The sequence below is a fragment of the Haladaptatus sp. W1 genome, from assembly GCF_001723155.1.
Classification (GTDB): domain Archaea; phylum Halobacteriota; class Halobacteria; order Halobacteriales; family Haladaptataceae; genus Haladaptatus; species Haladaptatus paucihalophilus.
In genome coordinates, this window is record NZ_MEIH01000284.1 from 1 (window position 1) to 17,909 (window position 17,909).

Annotated in this window: 20 protein-coding genes and 1 pseudogene; 9 read left to right on the plus strand and 12 right to left on the minus strand. The window is 63.0% G+C overall.

Annotated features, from left to right (window positions below):
* The 6 genes from BG842_RS13470 to BG842_RS13495 form a co-directional block, all read right to left on the minus strand.
* A partial coding sequence (locus BG842_RS13470; protein ID WP_069451127.1) for an NUDIX domain-containing protein occupies window positions 1–289 on the minus strand: 289 nt, incomplete at its 3' end.
* 243 nt (window positions 290–532) lie between these two features.
* A complete protein-coding gene (locus BG842_RS13475; RefSeq protein WP_069451128.1) occupies window positions 533–919 on the minus strand; it encodes a nuclear transport factor 2 family protein in 387 nt (128 codons plus the stop codon).
* A 160-nt stretch (window positions 920–1,079) separates the two neighbouring features.
* The gene (locus BG842_RS13480) at window positions 1,080–1,931 is read right to left on the minus strand and encodes a UbiA family prenyltransferase (protein WP_069451129.1); all 852 of its coding nucleotides are present in this window, start codon (window positions 1,929–1,931) and stop codon (window positions 1,080–1,082) included.
* 59 nt (window positions 1,932–1,990) lie between these two features.
* Window positions 1,991–3,112 (minus strand): pyridoxal phosphate-dependent aminotransferase, encoded by a 1,122-nt coding sequence (locus BG842_RS13485; RefSeq protein WP_069451130.1) that lies wholly within the window; start codon window positions 3,110–3,112, stop codon window positions 1,991–1,993.
* Window positions 3,113–3,156: 44 nt separating this feature from the next.
* Window positions 3,157–3,306 carry a hypothetical protein gene (locus tag BG842_RS29895; protein WP_175424152.1) on the minus strand — a complete coding sequence of 50 codons (150 nt, stop codon included), beginning with the start codon at window positions 3,304–3,306 and terminating at the stop codon, window positions 3,157–3,159.
* A 262-nt stretch (window positions 3,307–3,568) separates the two neighbouring features.
* Entirely contained in the window at window positions 3,569–4,315 is a 747-nt protein-coding gene (locus tag BG842_RS13495; protein WP_069451141.1) for a proteasome assembly chaperone family protein, read from the minus strand.
* Window positions 4,316–4,409: 94 nt separating this feature from the next.
* Here BG842_RS13495 and BG842_RS13500 point away from each other — a divergent pair, with 94 nt between their 5' ends.
* A complete protein-coding gene (locus tag BG842_RS13500) occupies window positions 4,410–5,315 on the plus strand; it encodes an RsmB/NOP family class I SAM-dependent RNA methyltransferase (RefSeq protein ID WP_007982832.1) in 906 nt (301 codons plus the stop codon).
* On the plus strand, window positions 5,312–5,845 hold the full coding sequence (locus tag BG842_RS13505) for a hypothetical protein (RefSeq protein ID WP_069451132.1): 534 nt from the start codon (window positions 5,312–5,314) through the stop codon (window positions 5,843–5,845). Before BG842_RS13500 ends, BG842_RS13505 begins: the two co-directional genes overlap by 4 nt.
* 30 nt (window positions 5,846–5,875) lie before the next feature.
* Here the strand turns inward: BG842_RS13505 and BG842_RS13510 are convergent, their stop codons facing one another.
* Window positions 5,876–7,408 carry a DUF790 family protein gene (locus BG842_RS13510; protein ID WP_069451133.1) on the minus strand — a complete coding sequence of 511 codons (1,533 nt, stop codon included), beginning with the start codon at window positions 7,406–7,408 and terminating at the stop codon, window positions 5,876–5,878.
* Window positions 7,409–7,486: 78 nt separating this feature from the next.
* Here BG842_RS13510 and BG842_RS13515 point away from each other — a divergent pair, with 78 nt between their 5' ends.
* The gene (locus BG842_RS13515) at window positions 7,487–7,873 is read left to right on the plus strand and encodes a hypothetical protein (protein WP_069451134.1); all 387 of its coding nucleotides are present in this window, start codon (window positions 7,487–7,489) and stop codon (window positions 7,871–7,873) included.
* Here BG842_RS13515 and BG842_RS13520 read toward each other — a convergent pair whose 3' ends face one another.
* From BG842_RS13520 to BG842_RS13530, 3 genes are all read right to left on the minus strand, one after another.
* Complete coding sequence (locus BG842_RS13520) at window positions 7,874–8,395, minus strand: hypothetical protein (RefSeq protein WP_254663149.1); 522 nt, start codon at window positions 8,393–8,395, stop codon at window positions 7,874–7,876. It lies immediately after the preceding gene.
* Window positions 8,396–8,651: 256 nt separating this feature from the next.
* Window positions 8,652–9,989: a DEAD/DEAH box helicase gene (locus tag BG842_RS13525; protein WP_069451136.1), complete on the minus strand. Its 1,338-nt coding sequence runs from the start codon at window positions 9,987–9,989 to the stop codon at window positions 8,652–8,654.
* A 23-nt stretch (window positions 9,990–10,012) separates the two neighbouring features.
* Window positions 10,013–10,771, minus strand: coding sequence for a DUF2797 domain-containing protein (locus BG842_RS13530; protein ID WP_069451137.1), 759 nt, complete (start codon window positions 10,769–10,771; stop codon window positions 10,013–10,015).
* A 161-nt stretch (window positions 10,772–10,932) separates the two neighbouring features.
* Here BG842_RS13530 and BG842_RS13535 point away from each other — a divergent pair, with 161 nt between their 5' ends.
* The 5 genes and pseudogenes from BG842_RS13535 (at window position 10,933) to BG842_RS13555 (ending at window position 15,447) form a co-directional block, all read left to right on the plus strand.
* Window positions 10,933–11,160, plus strand: a complete 228-nt coding sequence (locus BG842_RS13535; protein ID WP_254663150.1) for a hypothetical protein — start codon at window positions 10,933–10,935, stop codon at window positions 11,158–11,160.
* Between the two features lie 218 nt (window positions 11,161–11,378).
* The gene (locus BG842_RS13540) at window positions 11,379–12,425 is read left to right on the plus strand and encodes a S8 family peptidase (RefSeq protein WP_083252522.1); all 1,047 of its coding nucleotides are present in this window, start codon (window positions 11,379–11,381) and stop codon (window positions 12,423–12,425) included.
* Between the two features lie 152 nt (window positions 12,426–12,577).
* Complete coding sequence (locus tag BG842_RS13545) at window positions 12,578–13,711, plus strand: S8 family peptidase (RefSeq protein ID WP_069451139.1); 1,134 nt, start codon at window positions 12,578–12,580, stop codon at window positions 13,709–13,711.
* Window positions 13,712–13,817: 106 nt separating this feature from the next.
* Window positions 13,818–14,929, plus strand: a pseudogene (locus BG842_RS13550) (S8 family peptidase).
* A 185-nt stretch (window positions 14,930–15,114) separates the two neighbouring features.
* On the plus strand, window positions 15,115–15,447 hold the full coding sequence (locus BG842_RS13555; RefSeq protein WP_069451140.1) for a BsuPI-related putative proteinase inhibitor: 333 nt from the start codon (window positions 15,115–15,117) through the stop codon (window positions 15,445–15,447).
* A gap of 31 nt (window positions 15,448–15,478) precedes the next feature.
* Here the strand turns inward: BG842_RS13555 and BG842_RS13560 are convergent, their stop codons facing one another.
* Entirely contained in the window at window positions 15,479–16,411 is a 933-nt protein-coding gene (locus tag BG842_RS13560; RefSeq protein ID WP_069451143.1) for an NAD-dependent epimerase/dehydratase family protein, read from the minus strand.
* Window positions 16,412–16,535: 124 nt separating this feature from the next.
* On the opposite strand from BG842_RS13560, the gene BG842_RS13565 reads away from it, so the two are divergent.
* Entirely contained in the window at window positions 16,536–17,081 is a 546-nt protein-coding gene (locus tag BG842_RS13565; RefSeq protein WP_069449603.1) for a tRNA (cytidine(56)-2'-O)-methyltransferase, read from the plus strand.
* Between the two features lie 65 nt (window positions 17,082–17,146).
* Here BG842_RS13565 and BG842_RS13570 read toward each other — a convergent pair.
* Window positions 17,147–17,909, minus strand: a 763-nt coding sequence (locus BG842_RS13570; RefSeq protein ID WP_069451144.1) for an acyl-CoA dehydrogenase family protein, incomplete at its 5' end; no start/stop codon positions are given.

Here is a 17,909-nt window from a genome sequence, read left to right on the forward strand (position 1 = left end):
CCACGACGAGGTGGAAGAAGTGGCGACGATACGCTTTCGGCTTCTCGTGGTGGTCCCAGACGTCGGTCGAAAGCGGTCGGATGGAGGCGAACTCGGTCAATCCGCTCTCCTCTCGCACCTCTCGGACGACGGCTTCGCGGGGGTCCTCCCCGTCCTCGATGGTTCCTTTCGGTACCTGCACGCCCGCGTCCTTGTTTGCGTGTTCGAACACGAGCAGTTGGCGGAACTGAGCACCGCTGCGGGTGATATAGGCGTAGGCTTTGTCTTCAGTTACTGGTCGGTCGGTCACGGGTACGATTACAAAACGGGGAGCGGGGGCGTAAGCGTTACTTCAGTCAGGTGTCCGATTCGATTGCGCGGTGTCGATGCGGACGTTCGAGAAGCGAGCGGTCCGTAGTGGCCCCCGTCGATACGATTGGCTTGGCTGGTCGAAGTGGTAACGAAACGCAGGTGGGTTGCGGTATCGGGCCCATCGCGCGCAACCCTCGTTCGCCCGGTAGTGTGCCGATTTGTGGAGTTACACGCCGACCGCCTACCGCCACAGGGCGGTGTCCGTATAGTTCACAAACCGGGTGATGTGGCCGTCGTGTAGCTCGTTGACGTGTGCGAACGGACTCTCTATCCGCTCGCCGTCTTCAGTCGTCGCATGGAACGTCCCCACGGCGACGACCGTATCACCGCCGTCGATGAACCGGTCCGGTTCGACCCGAAACGTCTCGAATCGTTCCATGGCCGGAACGAAGACGTTCGCCCGCACTGCATCGGGTCCGTGGTAGGTCCCGGCGAAGACGAACCCCACTGGTTCGACCCATTCGACGTTCTCGGCCATCGTGGCCAGAACCGATTCGAGGTCGCCCTCGTTAAATCCCTCGTACACCGTCCGTACCGTCTCAACGTTGCTCTGGTGTGTCGATGCCATTCTATCCCACCCATCTAGACGGAGGAGCCGAACGGGGATATAGAGCACTGCTATCGGACTGTCCAATTCGGAACGATCGAACGCGGTCGTGGGACGATTCGTCGAGCACGGCACTCATCGACGAGGAAAGCGAACCCAGTCTCGCGGTTCGACCGTTGGCTCACGAGAGCGGTCGAAACCACACCGCCGTTAGCAACAGCGCGAGGAAGACGTAGGACCCTCGAATGAGCAACATCGTGGCGAGTTCCGGTCCGCTCCGGTACGCGATACCGGCCACGACGCCGAAGGCCAGCACCGCGAGGGCGGAACTCGGCGGAAACACCCGCGCCACCGAAAATCCGAGCACGCAGAGGAGCGCGAACAGGATGAGTCCGTAGGCCGCGGTCCGGGCGCGATTTCTGCCGAGGACGACCGCGACGGTTCGCTTCGAGATGGAGCGGTCGTACTCGTAATCCTGCGCGTCGTCGATGACCTTCACGCCCGAGAGGAGGACGAGGAAGACGAACGCGAACGCCAGCGCGACGGACGAGAGCGTCCCTGTCTGAACGTAGTAGCCGCCGAGGATGGAGAGTGCGATACCGAGCGGATAGCCCGTCGTCGTCGTGACGGGGTTCGTGTCGAGTTGCGGCGCGTGGAGGTAGCCGATGAACCACGTCGGGAGCGTGATGAGGACCGCGCCGATGCCGACGGTGAGCCAGAGCCCCGCGAGACACGCCGCGAACAGTGCACCCGCCGCGGCGAGCAGGAGTTTACAGCCGCGCTCGGTGATCGGATGGTCGTCGTCCTCGCCACGGCGGTAGAAATCCACGTAGCCGTCCTTGACGTGGGCCGTGTAGACGGCGGCAAAGATGGCGGTCATGTGGAGGAGTCCCGTCACCAGCGAGAAGTGTCCGGCCAGCATGCTTCCGAACCACGAGGCTGCGACGGGTGGGAGCATGAACACCGGATGCACCTGCGATGCGACTGCACGTGCTGCGGGGACCACGCCGGGACCGCGGCGTGAGATGGGCATCGAATCGATTCACAACGCCCGCGATGATAAAGTCTCAGGCCGGGAGAAATAGGAAAAATTCAGCGAACCGCGTCCGCCGCCTCGCCCATGATTTCGAGCGCGGCTTCGAGTTCCTCGACGTTCGTCGCGTAGGAGATGCGAGCGTAGCCCTTGCCGTGCTCGCCGAAGGCTTCGCCGGGGACGATGACCGCGCCGCGGTCGAGCACCTCGTCCACGAATCCCTCGGGGACTTTCGGCATGGCGTAGAACGCACCCTGTGGCGTCGGCGTTTCGAGGCCGATGTCGGACAACCCGTCGAGGAGTACGTCGCGGCGCTCCTCGAAGGCGGCGACCATCTCGTCCACGGGGTCCTGTGGCCCGGTGAGCGCGCCCAACGCCGCGAACTGCGCCGGGGCGCTCGCACAGGCCTGCACGTACTGGTGGACGCGAAGCATGCGCTCGATTCGGCGCTCGCTTCCGGCGACCCAGCCGAGTCGCCACCCGGTCATCGAGTAGGTCTTCGAGCAGGCGTTGACCACGACCACGTTGTCCGTCTCGGCGAACTGCATCGGCGAGTAGTGTTCGCCGTCGAAGACGATGTGTTCGTACACCTCGTCCGAGATACAGAGCACGTCGTGTTCGTCCGCGATGCGGGCGAACTCGCGCATGTCCTCCTCGCTCGACACCGCGCCGGTCGGGTTGCCGGGACTGTTGACGACGAAGGCCGCGGTGTCGTCGGTGATGTTCTCCTCGACCGTCGCGGGGTCGAGGGTCAAGTCCTCGCGGAGCGGGACCGGTTTCGGCGTCCCGCCAGCGATGTGCGTCAGGGCGTCGTAGGCGACGAAGCCGGGGTCGGGGAAGATGACCTCCTCGCCCGCGCCGACGTGCGCTTCGAGGGCGATGTGGAGCGCCTCGCTCCCGCCCGCCGTGGCGATGATGTTCTCCGGCGGGACCACGAGGTCGTTGTCCCGTTCGTGTTTCGCGCTGATGGCCTCACGAAGTTGGGAAATTCCCTTGTTCGACGTGTAGGCGTCCGTCGCCCCCGATTCGATGGCTTCGAGCGCCGCCTCCCGAGCGTGGTCCGGTGTCGGGAAGTCCGGTTGCCCGAGTCCGAGATTGATAGCGTCCTCGCCCGCCGCCTCGAACACCTTCCGAATGCCGCTTATCGATACGTGCTCAACCCTGTCCGAAAAGCCGGTCATACGCCGGAGACCACGTAACGGGGGAGGATAATTCTTCGCTTCGGTTACTTGACCTGTGCGCGGAGCGCGTCGAGATGGTCGTCGATGACCGACAGCGCGGCGTCCGCGTCCATGTAGCCGTTGTCGTACTCGCTGTACACCTTGTCCACGTCGCGGAAGAACTGGTCCAAATCTACGTCGTCCGTATCGCTCATGAGTGGGGAAAAGCGGTTGGAATGGAAAAAGGCGATGGCTTCGATGTGGACTGTTGCAGTTGACACAATCACCAGAAGTCAGCAATCGACACAACCACTGGTTGCTAGCACTCTCTCCGGAAAATCTCCGATTTTCCGGGCCGACGAGCGAGCGGAGCAACGCGAAGCGAGCGAGGAGCGCTTTTGATGAACCTTTTACAGGGAGACAGGTAGTTCGCCCGCGATTTCGCGGGCGAACTACCCCTCGACCGTCGTAAAAGGTTCATTGGAACATCCTGAGCGGCTTTGCCTGCGAACTCTCGGCTTCTTCGGTTTCCTGCATCCGCTGGGCGAACTGCTCTTTCTGTTCGCGGATTTCCTCGGCGCTCTCGACCAGTTCGTCGGTGTTCACGTCGGTGCCCGCGATGGGGCCGATGCCGTCTTCGAGGAGGACTTTGGCCGCGGCGGGGTCGGGAAACTGCGGGTCGGACTGGACGATGAGGCCGATTGCGCCGACGCCGCTCCTGCTAGCCCGGTGGAGGAGCGCGCCGGTCGGGCCGCTGACCGCCCCGGTTTCCGTGGGTGAGTCGATGTCGTACTCGTCGAGTAGTTGTCCCAAATCGCCCGTTGCGGTGCCGTAGAGTTCGGGGACGACACCGGCCTGTTTCTGGTGTGGAAGGCCGCTCAGGTAGAGCGGGGTCGCGTCCTGCGAATCGACCCACGAGGTGACACATCGCGCGAACTGGGGCGCGGCGTCCGCCGAGATGGGGACGTCGCTCCGCAGCGCGACTAAATCTCGTTCCTCGTCGGCGTAGAACCGAACCGGCGGGAGCAGGTCCCGGTCGCCACCCTCGTATACGGCGATTTGAGGGATTCCCTCGCAGTCCACCGCCGCGTAGTAGGTCATGTCGAACTGCTCGATGAGGTGGTCGGTGGCGATTTTGCCGACCAATCCCAGTCCGGGGAGCCCTTCGACCAGCGTCGGTGCGTCGAGTTCGATGTCGTCCGCGACCACGGCGATGTTCGTCATACCGGTCCATTCGGGTGGATTCACCTTAAAAACGAGGACGGGAGCGACGGCGGCTTCGAAACCCACAAACACCTCTCGCCCGCATAGCCGAGCAATGGACCCACTGGAGCGCTACGAACCGATACTCGACGATTTCGAGGCGTTTCGCGCGGCGTGTGAGCGTCCGCTACCCTCGGTCGTACGAGTAAACCGCATCAAAGCGACCCGAGAGCAGGCGACACGGGCGTTCGACGAGGAAAACGTGGAGTGGACGCCGCGCGAGTGGAACGAGAACGTGTTGGAAATCGAGGGGAAGCCCGGCAACACGTGGCCCTCGTTTCACGGCTGGACGCACGGACAGGAGGAAGTCTCCTCGATTCCGGCGTTCGTCCTCGACCCGGAACCGGGCGAGCGCGTGCTCGATTCCTGTGCCGCGCCGGGAAGCAAGACGACGCAACTCGCCGCGCTGATGGACGATACGGGACTCGTCGTGGCGAACGACAGCAACCTCGGTCGCCTGTCGGCGCTCCGGTTCAACACCGAACGGCTCGGCGTCACCTGTGCCGCGGTGACGAATCAGGACGCCCGGAACTTCTCGCTCAAGCCGTTCGGCCTCTCCGCGTTCGACGCGGCGCTGGTGGACGTGCCGTGTTCCTGTGAGGGGACGGTTCGAAAGAACCCGACCGCGCTGGACGATTGGGGATTGGACCACATTGAGGGCGTCGCTGGCGTCCAGAAGGGCATCCTTCGCCGTGCGGTGCAGGCCACGCGGGAAGGCGGAACCGTGGTGTACTCCACCTGCACGTTTGCGCCCGAGGAGAACGAGGCGGTTCTCGATTACGTTCTCGCGCGCGAGGACTGCCGACTGGTCGAGTACGACATCGGCCTGCGGTCCGAACCCGGCCTCACCGAGTGGCACGGCGACGAGTTCGACGAGAGCATCCGGAAGGCGAAACGGTTCTATCCGCACCACAACGACACGGGCGGGTTCTTCTGCGCGAAACTGGAGGTGGGCCAATGAGCGAAAACGGAGACGACGGGACGGAAATGGCGACGAACGACGGTCAGCGGTTCGACCGCCTCCCGGCCACCGAGGACGACCGCGAGGTGTCGGGACGCGCGAGCAGGGAGGAAGTCCTCGACTGGTGGGACGACCGGTTCGGAATTCCGCCAGAGGCGTTCGAGGGTGCCTCCTTCTGGGAGAAGGGAAAAGGTAAAATCTGGATACTCGACGGCGATTTGGAGTCGCCCGTCCACATCGAAGCGCTCGGGATGACGTTCCTGCGCACGCGACAGCGACACTGGAAGCCGACGACGAACGCGGCACAGCGGTTCGGTCGGCGCGCGACGAAGAACGTCATCGAACTCGACGGCGAGCAGGCCCGTCGATTCGCCCGCGGCGAGGACCAAGAAATCGAGTGGGAGGGCGACTGGGGATACCTCATCGCCGCGCACGAAATCGCGGGCGAACTCGAACCGCTCGGTGTCGGACTGTTCCTCCACGGCGAACTGCAGTCGCTCGTTCCCGGCGGACGACAGCGCGACCTCTGAAACGGACGAACGTTTCGACCCGCCGTCGCGTCAGTTGGATTTTCCGTCGCTGTCGCGGTCCGCACGCTCGCGTATCACGCCGCCGCTCAACCCCTCCCACTCGACGGCGTAGCCGAGTTCGGAGAGGAGCGCGCTGTCGTCTTCGATCCCTCGGTCTTCGAGGACGGATTTCGCCGTCGAGTAGGCCATCCCGTCCTCGATTTCCGCGTCGAGGTCGGCGAGCACGGCGGGACGAACCAGTGTTCTCCCGACGCGTCGATGGTCCGGAAACGTCGCGTCCTCCAACGCGTCCTCGCTCACCCCGTGCGCCGTGGCGAGGTCGGCCAGCGAAATCGCGTCCGCGTCCGGGACGAGTTCGTCGGGGAGCGCGGCCGCGCTTTCCGCGACCAGTTCGTCCTCGTACCGGCGGAGCGCGTCGCGGACGTCCTTGAGACGAATCGACCCGGAGTACGGAATCGCGCGGTGGTCGCGGGCGGTTATCTCCTCGCCGACGCCGAGGCTCTCGTCCACCGCGACGAGCAGTTGCACGTCGTCCACGGCGTCCAGTTGTGAGAGCTTCTTTTCGACGTACTCGGGCGTCCAGAAGCCCATGATTTCGAAGAACACCCGGAAGTCGGCGTGCCGGTAGTCGAAGGCGAAGTCGGGAATCATCACTCGCGCACCGGCCGCCAGCGGTTCGGGTTCGCGCACGAGGTCCCAGTCCAAATCAAGCGCCTCGAACCGGGTGGCGAACTCCCGTTCCACCTCACTGTCGAACGATACGTCCGCGATGGGTTCCGTCCCCGGCGGTCGAATCGGGTCGTCGTCGGTGAGCACCAGTTGGCGTTCGGTTCCGCGGTCGTCGATGGTCGCCGCGAGTCGCCAGTCCTCGGCTTTGACGACGGTTCGGAGTAGTCGGGCGAACCGCGTCCCGTAGCGCCGCGTCGAGCGAAAGAGCGCGTCCGGGCCGGTGACGACGACTTCACGTCCGGCGTCCGTCTCGTGGATTTCGTACATCAATCGAAGCCGTTTGACGGCCGAAACGAGCGCCCGGGGGTCCGAACTTCGCACCCGAAGTTCCGTCGCGTCGAACAGCGCGGTTTGGGCGAGCGACAGGTTGTACTGGGAGACGAGTTCGTCCGGGTCCCAGCGGGAGTCGAACGCGACCAGCAGTTGGCGCTCTTCGAGGTCGGCGTACAACGAATCGGCCACGTCGTCAGGCGTCGAACCGAGGCGCTCTGCCGCACGTTGGAGCGCGGCATCCCGCTCCTCCTCGGTGACCACGCTCACCGCTTCGGCCGCTTCGAAGGCGACGCTTCGGGCGCGTTCGGGAGGCACGGCGGCCGACGTCTCGAACGTCGCTTCCCGGTCCAGGAGTTTGGCGAAACCGCGAACGAGTTTGAAGTCGGACGCGTCGATTTCGAGGTCCGAAAGCGCGGACCGAAGCTGACCGTACGGTTCGCCGACATGTACCTGATACGTGCCGAGGATGCGTGCGGCGAGCGGTCGCTGTTCACGACCGGCGAACCGCGGATGATAGCCTCCCCCGGCGCGGGACACCCGGAGCAGGTCTTTGGTAAGCACGGCCGAAAATACACGTCCGGTGTACAAAAGGCGTCTGAATGAGAAGATTCATTCCAACCGCTCCAATCTGTATGGAGTATGCGAAGACGAGACGCCCTCCAACAGTTCGGCCTCGTTGCTGCTCTCGCCTCTACCGGTGGCTGTGCGGCCATTCTCGGCGGTCGCGGCGGTAACCAAGACGACGGTGATAGGAGTCGAGCGGGAAACTTGGAAAGCCTCAAGATTCGACCGAAGAAAGGCGACGACGGCAACCTCGTGGTCGTCGTCACGATTCAGAATCACGGGGACAGCGAGGAGTCCGCGGAACTCAAGGTGACGGCCGACCTCAACGACGTGGTGCACGAAATGAACCCGACGGTGACGGTTCCCGGAAAGGAAACGAAAGACGTAGAGGTCCCGTTCGAGGTGACATACGAGAAATACAGCGAAGCGAGCAGCACCTCGATCAGCATCAATCTAAAATAATTACAGCACCAGCCCGACGAGGACGGCAACCACCAGCAGTTTTTTGATGATGATGACGCCGATGATGACCTGTTTCGTGGAGAGGGAGTTGGTCCACGTGACGAATCGGCGGAGGAAACCGGGCGTTCGCGCGAGTTCCCGTCCGAACAGTTCGAGTTCCGTTCGGAACGTCTCGGCGATGGAGCCGTCGCTCTCCGTGTAGGGGAGGTGAGTGGTCGGAACCCAGCCCTGACTCGTGTACCGGACGGACACCGTGAGGCCGTCGAGGTGGCCGACCTGTGCGAACTCGAAGCCGTGTTCGTCGGTCAGCGCTTCGAGTTTGCGCACGTCGCGGGCGTCGTCCAAATCGTAGACGAGGCGGGTCTCGTCGGCCGTCCAGTCGAAGCTGAGCGTGAGGCTGACTTGTGCTCGGCTCACGCGGACGTCTTGCACCGTCGCGGTCTCGGTGTTGCCGTGTCGCTCCTTCTGTTTCGCGGTCAGTAGCTCGTACTCCTCGGTCGAGGTGGTGGATACGTCGGTCATCATCGGCCTCCATAGTGGAACCGTCGAACGGGGACGACCCCTGAGAGCCATGTCAGAGGAAGTGGGGTCGTCCCCGTTTGAGTGAAAGTGCATCGGAATATTGAATACTACCAAAATACTATCAAAACCATTGAGATAATGGATAGTATAGAAACAAAGTATACTATCTGGAGCGGACGAAAGACAGTGCTCGACTGTTAGGGGCCAGCGCTCGACTGTTGGCCGAGTGAGTCCCTATCGGTAGACGACAGGAAAATTATCGGCGGCGGTTTGCGACGCGGACTTCCGCCGTCTCCTCGGTGACGACTTCGTACAGGAGTGCGCGTCCGCCGTCCTCCTTCGCTCGGAGGATTCGGCCGAGGCGTTGGGTGAACTCGCGTTCGCTCCCGCTCCCGGAGAGGACGACGGCGATGTTGGCGTCGGGAACATCGACCCCTTCGTCCAGCACGTTCGAGGTGATGACGCACGAGTACTCCCCGCGTCGGAATCTATCGAGAACGTCCCGGCGTTCGGGCGTCGAGGTTCGGTGCGTGATGGCCGGGAGGAGAAAGCGCTCCGAGAGGCGGTACACGAGGTCGTTGTGCGCGGTGAATACGATGATTCTGTCGTCCCGGTGGGCGTCGAGGATGTCCGCGAGGGCCGTCACCTTTCCCTCGCTGTTCATCATGATGTCGCGTGCGCGCTGTTTTGCGAGGAGGGCTTCGCGTGCCTTCGAGTCGCTCCCCGAGCGCTTGACGAGTTCCTGATAGTCGCTGCCGCTTCGCATCCGAATCGAGGAACTGGCGAGGTAGTCCGTGAACACGCCTTGGGCGTCCTCGTATCGCTCGCGCTCCTCGGGCGTGAGTTCGACGGTCAACCGTTTCACATCGTAGGGTGCGAGGTGGGTTCCGGCGAGTTCGTCCACGTGGACGTCGAAGACTTTCTCCCCGACGAGTTCGCTGACGACTTCGTGGGCACCGTCGGGTCGCTCGAACGTCGCCGTCAGCCCCATTCTAGCGGGGGCGGCGAGGAGGCGCGCGATTTCGCGGTACCCCTCGCCGCCGAGGTGGTGAACCTCGTCGAAGAGCACAAGACCGAACCGGTCGCCGATGTCGTCGGCCCGGAGGTAGGCGGAATCGTACGTCGAGACGGTGAGGGCTTCGACGTTCTGTTCGCCGCCGCCGAGTTGGCCGATGGGAACGTCGAACTCGGTGTCGAGGATGCGCCGCCACTGTTCGAGCAGGTCGATAGTCGGGACGACGACGAGGGTCGCGGCCTGACAGCGTTCGATGGCTTTGACGCCGATGACGGTCTTTCCGCTTCCGGTCGGCAGTTCGAGGACGCCGCGTCGGTCCGCGTCTTCCCACGAATCGAGCGCCTTCTGCTGGTAGTCCCGGAGTTCGTAGGCGGAGTAACACGGCGGCAAATCGGACGCGTCGAGGACGGAATCGTCCACCGAAATCCCGCGTTCCTCGCAGTAGTCGCGGATAGCGGCGTAGCGGAAAGCGGGCGCTCGGAGCGTCTTCGAGCGGGGGTCGGGGTCGGCGAACGGAACGTCGCGCTCGGTTTCGACGCGGAGCGTACCGTTCTCGAATGTGAGGGTCACGTCGGCCACACCGAAACTGGGGAATCCGCGGCCTAAAAGGTGCCGAGGCTGGCCTGCAGGCTTCGGTCGGTCGCGCCGCGTTCGAGTTCGTAACCCACGAGGTCGCGCATGTCCGTCGCGTAGGTCGTTCCACCGCGTTCGAGGACGAGGACGCGGCCTTGCGTCCCAAGGACGGTGCCGCTGGCGAGGGTTTCGTGGACGGGTGCCGATTCGAGTTCGAAACCGTAGTCGAACGAGAAGGTGTCGAGCGGATCGAACCGGGAGAGGGAGTCCCGCCAAACCGCCTCGTCCACCGGTTGGTCGAGGGTTCGAATCTTCGCCGGAACGCGAACGCGGTCGGTGAACGTCTCCGCGATTTCGGCCTCCAGTTCGCGGGCGATTCGCCCGTCTTTCACCGTTTGGAGGTGTGCGGCGCGGTCCGCACCCTGCTCGCGGAGTCGTGTTTGCAGTCGCCATTCGCGCGTAACGCCGACTTTGACCGTCGTCGGACCGAATGCCGCGAGGTAGATGGCGTGGTCCTCGTAGCAGTCCATTTCGGCCTTGAGGCACGTTCCGGTACACCGGGCACACACCCACGTACTGGTGTGTGCGTCGCAGTAGGGGGCGTTGGGGCGAGAACACGCGATGTGCGTCGAACCGTCGAACGTACCCGCACAGTGTCTGTCGCCGAGCGTGTATTCCAGTTCGACCCCGCGTTCGAGCGGTTCGCGCGAAAGGGTCCCATCGTCGTCCACCAGCAACGCTGGCGGGTCGTCTCCCGCCGCACCAGTCTCGTACCCAACGATTTGCACGGGTGTAGTTGGGTCTTTCCGGGTAAAAGACGTGTCGTTCGAAGGGACAGCGAACATGTTCGTATTTTGATTTGTTCGATGAAGATGTTAAAATAGATTTATTTTGGAATATTTGAACGGAAGAAGATGTTTTAATAACTATTGTGTAGTAGTAACGTGGTGTGGCGAACCATGGCAAGGGAGATTCCGGCCGGGATACCGTCGAGGTGAACGTCGGCTACGACGGGACCGACGGCAAGAACACGGCGATGGACGCCGCCGTGGAGGTCGTTCGGGAGTTCGAATCGCTCGACGTGGTGACGATTCGAATCTCACGAGAGGACTGGGCGGAACTCGACGATCATCCCGAGATACGGTACGTCGAGGAGAACGGGCAAACCGGGGCCTGACAGAGGTCGAAACGGTGTTCAACCCTGACCGAGAGACGCTTCTGAATATTAATTTCTCATTCTGTGGTAGGAAAATATATTACGGTGTAGTTTATTGATACAGCCGCATGGCAAGGAAAGCCAATGGCGTATCACGGCGGAATATTCTCAAAGTAACAGGTGGCTCGCTAGCGGCGGCCGGGGCGACCGGCCTGGCGTCGGCAGCGCCGACGGACAAAGTGGAGGTCAACGTCGGGTTCAAGAGCGCACGCGGTCGCGCGATGACTCGAAGTAGCGCGGACGAAATCGTCCGCGAGTTCAACTCCATCGAGGCGATGACGATTCGCGTGCCCAAGCGCGCGGCAACGGCACTCGAAAAGAACCCGAACATCCGCTACGTGGAAGAGAACGGCACGATGCAGGCGTTGGGTCAGACCCTTCCGTGGGGTATCGACCGCGTGGATGCCGAAGTCGCACATTCGAACGGTGATACGGGTTCGGGTGCCGACATCGCCATCATCGACACCGGCATCGATTCCGACCACCCGGACTTGCAGGCGAACATCGGTACTGGCAAATCGTTCGTCAAATGTCGCGGTGGCAAGAAGACGTGCCGAAACAACTGGGACGACGACAACGAGCACGGGACCCACTGTGCCGGTATCGCGAATGCCGTGGACAACGGGCAGGGCGTCGTCGGCGTCTCGACGCAAGCGACGCTTCACGCTGTCAAAGTGCTCAGCTCGCGGGGGAGCGGTTCGTACTCCGACATCGCGGCCGGTATCGAGTACGTCGCGGACCAGGGCTGGGACGTCGGGAGCATGAGCCTCGGCGGTTCGTCCGGCTCCGCGACGCTCCGAGATGCGTGCCAATACGCCGTGAACAACGGCGTGTTCCTCGTCGCGGCCGCCGGTAACTCGGGTCCGTGTACGGACTGTGTGGGATATCCGGCTGCCTACCCCGAAGTGATGGCGGTGGGTTCGACGAACGATTCGGACGGCCTCTCGTACTTCTCCAGTACCGGTCCGGAAGTCGAGATCGCCGCACCGGGCAGTAGCATCTACTCGACCGTCCCCGGTGGTTACGACACTCTCTCGGGTACCTCGATGGCCTGCCCGCACGTCGCCGGTGCCGCCGGCCAGTTGATGGCCAACGGCGCGTCGAACACGCAGGCACGAGACACCCTCAAGCAGACCGCAGAAGACCTCGGGCTGTCCGCCAACGAGACTGGTTCGGGTCTTCTCGACGTCGCCGCGGCGCTCGGCTACGATTCCAGCGACAACTGAACGGCGAAGATACCCGAACGACCCCCTCTTTCGTCTTTTTTGAACAAGGAACGACACGCATAGAGTCGGAAATAGCGTCTCTCTCGTCCCCCAAGGAATATTTTCAAACAATATCAGAAAATATTATGTGGTTGTATTTTATATATGAATTGATGTCGAAAGAAATCAAGAATGCGACGCGACGAAGCGTGCTGAAAGCGACCGGCGTATCGATGGTTGCCGTCGGTACGAGCGGCATCGCCGCCGGAAAACGCGAACTTCGGGAAGTGAACGTCGGGTTCGAAAGTCGGGCAGGTCGTCGGCTGGCTCTCGAATCGGCGAACGACGTCGTTCGGGAGTTCTCGGGCATCGACGCGGTGACGATTCGTGTCCCGGAGGCCGTGATTTCCGCGCTCGAATCGGCACCGGGCGTGACCTATGTGGAGGAGAACGGCACGATGCACGCCCTCGGCGAAACCCTTCCGTGGGGCGTGGACCGCGTGGATGCCGAGGTCGAAACCGCGAACGGTGCGACCGGAACCGGGGCGGACGTGGCGGTCGTGGACACCGGCATCGACGCGAACCATCCCGATCTGCAGGCGAACGTCGGTTCCGGGAAATCCTTCGTCGGGAGTTCGTGGAGCGACGACAACGGCCACGGGACGCACGTCGCGGGCACTATCGCGGCCGTCGATAACTACAGCGGCGTCGTCGGCGTCGCGCCCAGGGCCACGCTCCACGCCGTCAAAGTTCTCAGCAGCACCGGGGCGGGGTCGTACTCCGATATCGCGGCCGGTATCGAGTGGGCAGCCGACCACGGACACGACGTTATCAACCTGAGCCTCGGCGGGTCGTCGAGCTCCTCGACGGTCGATGCCGCCGTGCAGTACGCCTACGACAACGGATGTCTCCTCGTCGGTGCGGCGGGCGGGTCCGGGCCGTGCAGCGGCGGTTGCGTCGGCTATCCGGCCTCGGCGTCGGAAGTCATCGCGGTGAGTGCGACGAATCAAAGCGACGACATCGCCAGCTTTTCGAGCAGAGGACCGGAGATAGAACTCGCCGCACCCGGTCAGGACATCGAATCGACGTACTGGGACGACACCTACGAGACCCTCTCGGGCACGTCGATGGCAACGGCACACGTCTCCGGCGCGGCCGCCCAAGTGATGGCCGCGGGCTACTCGAACACCGGCGCACGACAGCGATTGCGCGACACCGCGGAGGACCTCGGCTTATCGAGCGACGAACAGGGCTACGGCCTCGTAGACGTCGCTGCAGCACTGGGATTCGATTCGAGCAATAACTGAACGGCGGTGGGTAACGCCACAAATTATTTCACAAATTAGCCTATTCTAATTAATCTCATAATCTCAGAAAAAAATTAAGAGAATATACTTCATCGTTTTGCCTGCAATGCCACGCAACAAAAACGGCGTTTCACGACGTAACGTTCTCAAGGTCACAGGCGGTGCGACGGCAGGACTCGCCGTCACCGGTTTCGCAAACGCGAAGCCGAGCGATAGAGTACGGGTCAACATCGGCTATACGGGCGAATCGGGGCGACGGGCGGCGCTCGACGCGGCATCGGTGGTTCATCACGACTTCTCGTTCGACGCGGTTACGCTCGAAGTACCCAAGCGCGCCATCACGGCACTGGAACAGCGAAGCGAGGTACGCTACGTCGAGGAAGACGGGACGATGCACGCGTACGCGCAGACGCTTCCGTGGGGTGTCGACCGCGTGGACGCGGATGCCGCCCACGACTCCGGGTACACGGGTGCGGGTGCCGACGTCGCCATCATCGACACCGGTATCGACGCCTCGCATCCCGACCTCGACAACAACCTCGGTAGCGGAACGTCCTACGTCGGGTCGAGCTGGGACGACGACAACGGCCACGGAACCCACTGCGCCGGTATCGCGGCCGCCGAAGACAACGGACAGGGCGTCGTCGGCGTCGCGCCCGAGGCCACGCTCCACGCCGTCAAAGTCCTGAACAGCAACGGAAGCGGTTCGTACTCCGATATCGCGGCGGGTGTCGAGTACGTCGCGAACCAAGGCTGGGACGTCGGGAGTATGAGCCTCGGCGGTTCGTCCGGTTCCTCGGCGCTCAAGGACGCGGTTTCGTACGCCTACGATAACGGCGTGTTCCTCGCCACGGCGGCCGGTAACTCGGGTCCGTGCTCGAACTGCGTGGGCTATCCGGCGGTGTACAGCGAGTGCGTGGCTATCAGCTCGACGAACAGCTCCGACGGGCTGTCGTACTTCTCCAGCACCGGCCCGCAGGTCGAACTCGCCGCGCCCGGCAGCAGCATCTACTCGACCTACTACGGGACAGCTACGACACTCTCTCGGGTACCTCGATGGCCTGCCCGCACGTCGCCGGTGCCGCGGGCATCCTGATGGGACAGCTCGGCTACTCCAACACCGGCGCGCGAAGCCGACTCAACAACACGGCGGAGAACCTCGGCCTGTCCAGCAACCAGCAGGGTAACGGCCTGCTCGACGTGTACTCCGCGATCTGAACGGACACTTCACCCCACCACCAATCGCATCGCATACCACCACCGCATCGCACCCAGCGATGCGTTTTTACCGGCACCTTCTCGGCACCAGCGGGGTATTCCGGGACGCGAACGACCGACGGTAGGCAGTGGCCGGATGTACCCGGAGGACAACCTTTTCGAGGCAGGACATTGTATGGAAAATAATGACGCTCGAAAGCGAGGTGACGGCGACGCCGACCGGCGGAGCCGTCGAGTTCGAACTGACGGTTCGAAACCCGGACGCCGATTCGCGGAACGTGACGTTCAGAAGCGGACTCAATGCGGATTTCGCCGTCCTCGAAGACGATGCGGAGATCTGGCGCGCGAGCGACGGAAAGATGTTCACGCAGGCGCTCCAATCCGAGTCGTTCGACCCGGACGCGGAGCGGACCTATCCGGGTGAGTGGCCGGACCCCCGTCCGGGCCAGTACACCGTCGTCGCAACGCTCGAAATCATGGACGAGGACGTGGAAGCGCGGACGGACTTTTCGGTCTGATTTTCGAAAACGAGGTTCGATCGAATCCGGGTCAGTCGAGTCTATCATACAACTGCTCGGCCGCCCGACGAACCGCTTCGTCGCTGCTCTGTGCGGGCGTCCACCCCAGCGCGGACAGTTTCTCGATGGACAGTCGCATCTTCGGCACGTCGCCCGTCCACCCGCGGTCGCCGCCGGTGTACTCGTACTCGGGGTCGAGGTCCATCACGTCCGCCACGATGTCGGCGATGGCGTTGACCGAGGTGGTCGTCCGCGTCCCGAGGTTGTAGGTGTTCATCGCATCGTCGGCGTTCTCGACGACGTAGCGCATCGCTTCGGTGCACTCGGTGACGTGCATGTAGGATTTCTCCTGGAGTCCGTTCCCGAGGATGGTCAGCACGTCGGGGTTCTCGTCCAACTTCTCCACGAAGTCCGGGACGACGCCCGCGCCGAACCGCGGACCGACGATGTTGGCGAATCGGAAGTTCCACACGGTGAAATCGTAGGAGTGGGCGAACGTCGAGAGGAGGGCTTCCTCCGAGAGTTTCGCCGACCCGTAGATGCTGATTGGTTCGAGCGGCGCGTAATCTTCGGGCGTCGGCCGCGGGGCCTCGCCGTACACCGTCGAGGAGGACGTAAAGGCGAAGTTCGTCACGCCGACCTCGTCCATGCGTTCGAGGATGTTGTACGTCATTTCGCCGTTCTCCTCGAACTGGGGCCGCGGGTCGTCGGTGTTGACGTATTTATCCGCCGCGGCGAAATGGAAGACGGCATCGAAGGAGCCGTCGATGACCGCCTCGACGGCGGATTCGTCGGTTAAATCGGCCTGCACGAACTCGGCGTCGTCGTGAACGGACGACTCGATTCCGTTGGAGAGGTCGTCCGCGACAGTTACGTCGTTGTCCGCGACGAGGTCGTCGACCATCTGGGAACCAACCAAACCGGCACCGCCGGTTACGAGAACTCGTTTATCGGAGAGTTGCATGCACGGTTCTGCGATTGTGGCCGGGAAGTGTGTTCCGGTCTGCCGGAACGCCGTCGAAAAAACGTCGCGTTGCCGCAATCCGTATTTCGAAACCTCCTAACGCGTTCGGCCGCCATCGAAGCGTATGCACGACGAACCGTCGGTCACGGTCGTCCGTCTCGGCCACCGACCCGGACGCGACGAACGGATGACCACACACGTCGGACTCACCGCCCGCGCGTTGGGTGCGGACCGCGTGGTCCTCCCCGACAACGCGGGACAATCGCAGGAGACCATCCGCGACATCACCGACCGCTTCGGCGGCCCGTTCGAGGTCGAACTGTCCGGCAGTCAGAAGGCGCTCATCCGAAACTGGGAGGGAACCGTCGTCCACCTCACGATGTACGGCGAGCGCGTACAGGACGTGGAAACCGATATTCGGGACGCACACGCGGACGAACCGCTCCTCGTCGTCGTCGGGGCGGAGAAAGTTTCGTTCGACGTGTACGAAGCCGCCGACTGGAACGTCGGCGTGACCAACCAACCGCATTCCGAAGTCGCCGGACTCGCCGTCTTCCTCGACCGGTTGTTCGACGGCCGCGAACTCGACCGGGAATGGGAGGACGCCCAACAGCGCGTCATTCCCAAGGAAACGGGAAAGCAGGTCGAACCCGTCGGCGAGAAGGAGTAAGAAGAAAGGAGACGTGTCGAAAGAGTAAGAACCGACCGCACGTTTCGTTTTCAGCTCTTTTCGGGTCAGTCCATCATCTGCGCCGCGATGGTGTTCCGGAGGACTTCGCTCGTTCCCTCGTATATCTCGTTCAGTTTGGCGTCGCGGTAGTAGCGCTCCACGTCGAAATCCGTCGTGTAGCCGTAGCCGCCGTGGATCTGAATCCCTTCGTTGGCGACTTCGCGCGAGATTTCGCTGGCGAACAGTTTGGCCTGTGCGGCGTGCTTGATGAAGTCCTCACCCCGAATCTTGCGGTCGGCGGCGCGGTGCATGAGCAGTTTGGCGGCCTGTACCTTCGTGTCCATGTCGGCCAGTTTGTGCTGGATGGTCTGGAAGTCGCTGATGGGCCGGTCGAACTGCTCGCGCTGTTGGGCGTATTCGAGCGCGTCGTCCCGCGCGGCGCGGGCGAGGCCGATGCTCCGCGCGGCGATGGTGATACGCCCGCCGTTGAGCGTCTTCAGCGCGTGGACGAATCCGTCGCCCTCCTCACCGAGCAGGCGGTCCTCGGGGATTCGAAGGTCGCTGAATCGGAGTTCCGCCGTCGGACAGCCCTTGTCGCCGAGTTTGTGTTCGGTTCCCTCGACGTGGAAACCGTCGTCCTCCTCGGGGCGGACGACGAACGACGAGATGCCCTTGTTACCGGCATCGGGGTCCGTCTTGGCGAAGACGGTCACGGTGTCGGCGACGGAGCCGTTCGAAATCCAGAGCTTGCCGCCGTTGAGGACGTACTCGTCGCCCTCCTTCTCCGCCGTGGTGTCCATCGCCGGGACGTCGCTTCCCGCGCCGGGT

Excerpts from the sequence above, each read along its gene's own strand:
- BG842_RS13545 (WP_069451139.1), top strand. The coding sequence starts at position 12,578 with ATGTCGAAAGAAATCAAGAATGCGACGCGACGAAGCGTGCTGAAAGCG.
- BG842_RS13495 (WP_069451141.1), bottom strand. The coding sequence starts at position 4,315 with ATGACGAACATCGCCGTGGTCGCGGACGACATCGAACTCGACGCACCG.
- BG842_RS13560 (WP_069451143.1), bottom strand. The coding sequence starts at position 16,411 with ATGCAACTCTCCGATAAACGAGTTCTCGTAACCGGCGGTGCCGGTTTG.
- BG842_RS13515 (WP_069451134.1), top strand. The coding sequence starts at position 7,487 with ATGCGAAGACGAGACGCCCTCCAACAGTTCGGCCTCGTTGCTGCTCTC.
- BG842_RS29895 (WP_175424152.1), bottom strand. The coding sequence starts at position 3,306 with ATGAGCGATACGGACGACGTAGATTTGGACCAGTTCTTCCGCGACGTG.
- BG842_RS13480 (WP_069451129.1), bottom strand. The coding sequence starts at position 1,931 with ATGCCCATCTCACGCCGCGGTCCCGGCGTGGTCCCCGCAGCACGTGCA.
- BG842_RS13485 (WP_069451130.1), bottom strand. The coding sequence starts at position 3,112 with ATGACCGGCTTTTCGGACAGGGTTGAGCACGTATCGATAAGCGGCATT.
- BG842_RS13555 (WP_069451140.1), top strand. The coding sequence starts at position 15,115 with ATGACGCTCGAAAGCGAGGTGACGGCGACGCCGACCGGCGGAGCCGTC.
- BG842_RS13500 (WP_007982832.1), top strand. The coding sequence starts at position 4,410 with ATGGACCCACTGGAGCGCTACGAACCGATACTCGACGATTTCGAGGCG.
- BG842_RS13475 (WP_069451128.1), bottom strand. The coding sequence starts at position 919 with ATGGCATCGACACACCAGAGCAACGTTGAGACGGTACGGACGGTGTAC.
- BG842_RS13565 (WP_069449603.1), top strand. The coding sequence starts at position 16,536 with ATGCACGACGAACCGTCGGTCACGGTCGTCCGTCTCGGCCACCGACCC.
- BG842_RS13505 (WP_069451132.1), top strand. The coding sequence starts at position 5,312 with ATGAGCGAAAACGGAGACGACGGGACGGAAATGGCGACGAACGACGGT.
- BG842_RS13520 (WP_254663149.1), bottom strand. The coding sequence starts at position 8,395 with ATGACCGACGTATCCACCACCTCGACCGAGGAGTACGAGCTACTGACC.